The following is a 6,414-nucleotide window of genomic DNA, read 5'->3' on the forward strand; positions in this document are numbered from 1 at the left end:
CAAGAAGAGGAGATCGAAGAGCCAGTGCAAGAGCAATCCCAAGAACCTGAATTGACGGCTGAAGAACGGGTAGAACAGATGTACCAGGCCGAACTGGCCAAGGTCTACAAAGACATGCCCCCACCCCCCAAGAAGGAAAAGCCCGAAGAAATCGATGAGCAACCAGAGAAAGATGCTGAAGGTTTGATCATACTTGGAGGCTCTGAAGAAGCAGAAGATGAGGAGCCGGAAGATATTGACGAAGAAGAAGTAGAAGATGTGGTGGATTCATCGATCAAAGAAGTCAGAGAATCCATCGAGGAGAAGACCGAGCCTTCTCGCACTGAAAAGGTGAGCACAAAGCATCAGTTGCTCGACCAAGTGGATGAGGACAGGAGCATCGAAGAGGTACAACAGGAATTGGCTGAATCTTATCCAGACGGAGTAACAGAGGAAACCTTCTCAGAGGGCAATCGCACCATAACCAAGCGCATCGTTGTCAAAGACGGACTTGGAAATGAATATCGCAAGGTCAAACACGGCTGGGGTGGGGTGTTCTATTTCAAGAATGGTACTTCCATCACCGAGCGGGTATGGAACCAAGAGACGGTATTGGACTGAACTCAATGTTCTGAATTGTCTGCGGGCCGCCCATTGATCCCCGACTTGACTCCGGCCTCTATACGTACATCGAGCATATTTTCCTCGGGAGGGATAGGACAAGAATATCTATGGTCATAAGAACATAGCGGGTGATAGGTATTGTTCAGATTCAGGGTGATCCATTCCGTTTCCGGAATCTCAAAATCCAGGTATCTCCCTCCTCCATAGGTGGTCTCACCATTGGTCAGGTCATTGAAAGGAATGAACAGATAGTTCTCCCATTCACTGTCCTTGCTCAACTCGATATTCTGATAGGCCGATAAGACCAGCTGCTCTCCATCTACATCGAAATGAAGCTCTCCATACTTGATATACATGGGTCTTCTCTCAGTGCTCGTAGGCATCTCGAAGGGCAACTCATCTTCCGTACGCACCCACCGCGCCCTCACACAGTATTTCGCATCGTATGGATAATAGTTGATGGATTGAAAGCCTTCACGATCCTTTTCCAATAGAGGTGATCGTTCCGCATCACTGAATATCTCATGCTGCTCTTGTAAGAATCGCTCGTGTGATGTCAAGCAATCACTAGTGGAAGTGATGGCACAAGCGGTCGCGAGTACGGAGAACAACATGTACTGGAAGAGGATAGAATTCATCGTCTGTCATTGAGACCTCTAATGTACATCCATGCTCTATTGCTCTCATTTTCGTTCTTTTGATGACCGAGCACTATCATTACCATCGCAGATCAACCACATACCGAGCTGGATTTCAGTGATATAGCTCCTTATCGGGATGATGAGGTGCCAGGGGCCGTGCAAGCCTTGATGAAAGAGTACTCCTTTGTCAAGGTGCTCAGATATGTCTATCCAGAGAAAGATGATGATCAATTGGTGGCCATGTGCGAGGGCATCCGTACGGTCAAGGATTTCCAAGCCCAGGTCGCTTATCGCTCCATGCTTTTGATGAACCACGGCACCATCACCGCTTTGACCCACAGCGGAATGGAGCATGCCAAAGATGGAAGATCCCATCTCTACATTTCCAATCACCGGGATATCATCTTGGATAGCGCCATACTCAACATGCTTCTGCACGAGCAAGGACTAGATACCACCGAGACGGCCATCGGTAGCAATCTACTGGCAAACCCCACTGTCAAGCATCTCACCAAACTGAACAAGAACTTCACCGTCAATCGGAATGTCTCAGGCCGCGAGCAGTATGAGAGCTCACTCAAATTGAGTCATTACATACGTCACAGTATCACCGAACGGGGGAGCAGCATCTGGATATCGCAGCGAGAAGGCAGGGCCAAAGACGGCAACGACCGTACGCAACAGGGCTTGCTGAAGATGATACAGATGAGCTCCGATCAGGACCCGGCAAGTGCATTCAAGGAATTGAATATCCTACCGATGGCCCTCTCCTATGAGTACGACCCTTGTGACGTCTTCAAAGTGCGAGAATTGCTGATCACGCAGAAGGGCGAGAAGTATGAAAAAGGCCAACATGAGGACCTACAGAATATCATTGCCGGTATTACTCAGCAGAAAGGGCGGGTGCACCTAGCAATTGGCTCCACTTTGAATGAAGAACTGGATGTCTTCGACCAAGAAAAATCCGTGAATGACCTACTTCAGGAATTCGCCCGATCGGTCGATAAACGCATTCACAGACTCTGCCGACTCTGGCCCAATAATTACGTGGCCTATGACCTCTTGTACAGCACGGAGGAATTCACCCATATGTATCGAGATGATGATGTGGAGGAATTCGTAGCCTATTGTGATACCGTACTCAGCGATGTCAAGAATGACAACGGTGGCCGCAATATCCTCCTGCAGAAATATGCCTATCCGCTGGAGAACTACCTGTCAGCTAAGTAGATAGAATACCTCTTCAGCTTTCTTGCCAGCCTAGAAGCTCGTCCATCGTGCCACGAGAGACGGAGTGATAGTTCGGGCGGGCCTTGTCATAGATGAGCTTGGCCATCTCCAACTCCCCATTCTCCTTCAAAGCCGTATATATCGGGGTCAGGAATTTCCTGCGTCCTACATTGACCAAGAAATCGGCCATGGGTTCGTAGGCAGGTTTATAGCCCGTACGTGCTGCCTTTACGAACCAAATTCCCAATATCTCCGAGTTGCTACTCGCTGAGAATGCAAAGGCCTGGTCCAATGTGCTCATCATTTTAACAGATGCATCATCGGGAATGGCTCGCAAGAAATGCAACCACTCGTGAGTACTCCATTCACCGGTCTCGATTTCATCCAAAGAGCGTTCTCCTTCCTGCCATTCAGCCATAGCCTCACTGACTTTGGCAAAGCGGTCAGACGTGATATCGGGAGAATTGCTGGGCAGACCAGGACCGTACACCCACTCCTGCACATTGACCTCTTTATCGTGTTTAGCGATCAACTCACTATCCAGATACTCTAAGAAACGTTCTGTGGTCATGTTCTTGAAAGCATTCTCTTGGAAATACTGCTTCAAGAATGCATCGAAAGTCTGCCTACCATAGGTGTTCTCCAGCATCTCTAAGAACATATGCCCTTTCTCATAGGCGATATCGGTCATCCCATCATCCGGATTGCGTCCTTCGAGGGCCAATTTGAGATGCGTGTCCGCATGGTCATGCCCCATCTCATCGATGGTATGCCTGAGATCCTGCAGGCCCAGGCTCTTGATCATATCGGTATAGTCCTTTCCGTAGACTTCTTCCATGATGCGGTACTCGAAATAGACCGTGAATCCTTCATTCAACCAGAAATCATCCCAGGTGGCATTGGTGACCAGATTCCCACTCCAGCTATGTGCCAACTCATGGGCGATAAGAGAGGTCAGGGATTTATCTCCGGCAATGATAGTAGGAGTAGCAAAAGTCAATCGCGGATTCTCCATTCCTCCGAATGGGAAGCTCGGTGGCAGGACTATGACATCATAGCGGTCCCATGCGTATTCACCGTAGAGCCCTTCAGCCGCTTCGATCATCGCTTCCATGTCTTCCAATTCGGCTGCCGAGCGATCCACCATACCGGGTTCAGCATAGACTCCAGTGCGCGGACCTACTGATCGGAACTCCAGATCACCAGCTGCCAGTGCGATCAGATAGGGCGGAATAGCCTGCTTCATCTCGAATGAATAGACCCCATCTTCTGATCGTTCTGTTGGATTACTCGCACTCATGACCGCCATCATCTCCTTGGGCACGGTCACTTCCGCATTGTAGGTCACCCGTATCCCCGGACTGTCCTGGCTCGGTATCCATGAGCGGGTAAGTATGGCTTGGCCTTGCGTGAAGAGGAAGGGATGCTCCTTGCCTCCGGTCTGTTCCTTGTCCAACCATTGCACAGCAGCTGCCTCAGGTGAGGTGCGATAATCTATGTGCACGTATTTCGTCTCAGGGCTGACCTTGACCTTGACCGCCTGACCGAATTCATTCCCTTCCAACAGCTCGAAGTCTGTTTCCGAATCGTCAGCCCGTGCGGCACGCACTTCGATTCCGTCTATATCGAAATACACATGGTCGGCTGCACTATTGTGCACCAGACGGTGTGAGGCCGTACCGCTGATCACATGCTGATCGAAATCCAATTCGATGTCCAGGTCGATGTGGTCGACTGCGATCTCATCCGGACGGGCAAAGGAGTGTACGTCTTTCACGTAGGTCTTTTCTGATTCGGTCTTTGATTCGGTCTCTGCCGTTTCAGGAGATGATCCACAGGCCATCAGGGCACTACCGGCAATTGCGAGAAGAAGGTTCTTGGTCATTATTTCGTTTGTTTCTCGATACTGCGTATCACGGGTTTCTTATTGGCGAAGGTCTGAGCGTTGTTCTCTCGGTCCATATCGGCAAGACGTAGACTGGGGTCGATTTCTATGCTCTTTACATCCTTCATATTGTAGTCCAAGTCCAAAGTATAGGTCGGATGGGTCCAATACCAGTCGTCTGCAACGATGTAGGTGCCATCGAATTCCTCCTCCTTTGCTCCACGCATGATTCCCAGAGGGATGTGATAGAGTTCCTTGGTACCACTGAATCGCTCCACCACCACATCGACAGGCATGATCATGGTCCCTTTGCGCTCAAGGGTCACAGAAGTTGTCCCTTCTTCTCCCGTCACTTCACCGAGTGCGTAGTCCACATATCGCGTACTATTCACAAAATACTCCAGATACCAGTCCAATTCCAGACCGCTCTCCTTCTCTGCTACACGTATGAAGTCCCACATATCCGGGTGCTTGAATTTCCATTCTTCGAAATAGCGAAGCAGCACTCTGTCCAAGGTCTCTTGACCGATGACATAGCTCAATTGATGTAGAAAGACCTCACCTTTATTGTAGCTAGCTATGCCATAGGCTTTGTTCAGATTATAGTGATCGGCATGGGTGCAGAGGGGTTCTTCTTCACCTGTGCTGACGATGTGCTGATATCCGCGATAGGCCCCATTGTGTATCTGCTTGGGGTCATCTTTCGGGAAGAAGACGGCCATGATCTCTGAACTGGCATAGCTGGTGAATCCTTCATCGATCCATGGATAGAGCGCCTCATTGGTGGCGAGTACCATCTGATACCAACTGTGCATCACCTCATGCACCGTGACACCCAGCAGACTTCCATACTTACGCTTGCCGGTCACAAGGGTGGCCATAGGATATTCCATTCCGCCATCTCCACCCTGTATGACAGAGTATTGCTTGAAAGGATACTTGCCGTACTTGGCACTAGCGATGTCAAAGACAGTCTCCACATCGGGCTGGAAGCTCTCCCATACCTCTTTGATCTCCTCATCGTACTGATAGAGGAAGTGAAGCTCGATACCTGATTTAGTGACCCGAGTATCATGGATGAAATCCGGATCGGCCGCCCAGGCAAAATCATGCACATTCGGAGCGAGGAAATGCCACGAACGCTTTTTAGCCTTTTTGAATTGCTTATCCAATTGGCCATAGCCATGTCCCACTTCCGTTGGGTTCTGCACATAGCCTGTACCACCGAGCACGTAGTCCTTATCGATATGTATGGTCACATCGAAGTTTCCCCAGACCCCATAGAATTCGCGACCCACATAAGGGTTGGCATGCCATCCTCGGGCATCGTATTCGCTCAGTTTGGGATACCATTGGGTCATGGAGAACTCCACTCCTTCAGCGTTGTCCCTCCCTGACCGTCTGATCTGAAGTGGTACTTGTGCGTCCCACTCCATGCTAAGTACAGTGCTAGCTCCCGGCAGAATAGGTTCCGCCAGATCGACCTCCAGTATGGTCTCTGCGACCTCATAGGAGCATTCCTTGCCATCTTGCATCAGACTACGGGGTTTGATATACCCGATCTCATCTTTCTCCAGCGATTGTATACGGTCCTTGACTCGCCCATCAGGATCGGCAATGGTCCTACTTCTGACATCCATCATGCTTCCAGGCTGGAAGGCATTGAAATACAGATGATAGAAGACTCTATCCAGTGTATCTGGAGAATTGTTGGTGTAGGTCAAGGTCTGTTGACCCTTGTAGCGATGCTTGTCAACATCCATGTCGATATCCATGACATAATCAGCATGTTGCTGCCAATCAGCGGCTTGAGCTGAGAGGAATGACGGAGTACCGACCAAAATGATGAGTAGAAGAGCCTGAGCGAAAATTCTGTGCATGATGATCTTTAACATAAGGGGCGCAATTTATCAATTCTTACAGCCACGGGCACTGCAAGCATCATTCCTATTTTCAGAAGGTGAATCCTTGAACCTTGAGATTCCCGTTCTGCAGCACGAGGGCCGGGAGCGGCCATTTGATGAATCCGAGTGCCTTGAGCACGGTCTTCAAGCC

Annotated in this window: 5 protein-coding genes; 2 read left to right on the forward strand and 3 right to left on the reverse strand. The window is 49.7% G+C overall.

Features of this window, described 5'->3' with window-relative positions:
• A partial coding sequence (locus tag HKN79_01290; GenBank protein NNC82183.1) for a hypothetical protein occupies positions 1-600 on the forward strand: 600 nt, incomplete at its 5' end.
• Between the two features lie 2 nt (positions 601-602).
• On the opposite strand, the gene HKN79_01295 is transcribed toward HKN79_01290, so the two are convergent.
• Complete coding sequence (locus HKN79_01295) at positions 603-1,241, reverse strand: DUF1684 domain-containing protein (protein NNC82184.1); 639 nt, start codon at positions 1,239-1,241, stop codon at positions 603-605.
• Positions 1,242-1,412: 171 nt separating this feature from the next.
• On the opposite strand from HKN79_01295, the gene HKN79_01300 reads away from it, so the two are divergent.
• Positions 1,413-2,474: a hypothetical protein gene (locus HKN79_01300; GenBank protein NNC82185.1), complete on the forward strand. Its 1,062-nt coding sequence runs from the start codon at positions 1,413-1,415 to the stop codon at positions 2,472-2,474.
• Positions 2,475-2,487: 13 nt separating this feature from the next.
• On the opposite strand, the gene HKN79_01305 is transcribed toward HKN79_01300, so the two are convergent.
• Positions 2,488-4,359 (reverse strand): M1 family metallopeptidase, encoded by a 1,872-nt coding sequence (locus HKN79_01305; protein ID NNC82186.1) that lies wholly within the window; start codon positions 4,357-4,359, stop codon positions 2,488-2,490.
• Complete coding sequence (locus tag HKN79_01310; protein NNC82187.1) at positions 4,359-6,239, reverse strand: M1 family metallopeptidase; 1,881 nt, start codon at positions 6,237-6,239, stop codon at positions 4,359-4,361. Before HKN79_01310 ends, HKN79_01305 begins: the two co-directional genes overlap by 1 nt.
• Positions 6,240-6,414 lie beyond the last annotated feature (175 nt).

The organism is Flavobacteriales bacterium (assembly GCA_013001705.1).
In the GTDB taxonomy this organism is placed as follows: Bacteria; Bacteroidota; Bacteroidia; order Flavobacteriales_D; family JABDKJ01; genus JABDLZ01.

Bases quoted from the DNA above. Each gene is read 5' to 3' on its own strand.
- HKN79_01295 (NNC82184.1), bottom strand. From the start codon at position 1,241: ATGAATTCTATCCTCTTCCAGTACATGTTGTTCTCCGTACTCGCGACC.
- HKN79_01305 (NNC82186.1), bottom strand. From the start codon at position 4,359: ATGACCAAGAACCTTCTTCTCGCAATTGCCGGTAGTGCCCTGATGGCC.
- HKN79_01310 (NNC82187.1), bottom strand. From the start codon at position 6,239: ATGCACAGAATTTTCGCTCAGGCTCTTCTACTCATCATTTTGGTCGGT.
- HKN79_01300 (NNC82185.1), top strand. From the start codon at position 1,413: ATGAAAGAGTACTCCTTTGTCAAGGTGCTCAGATATGTCTATCCAGAG.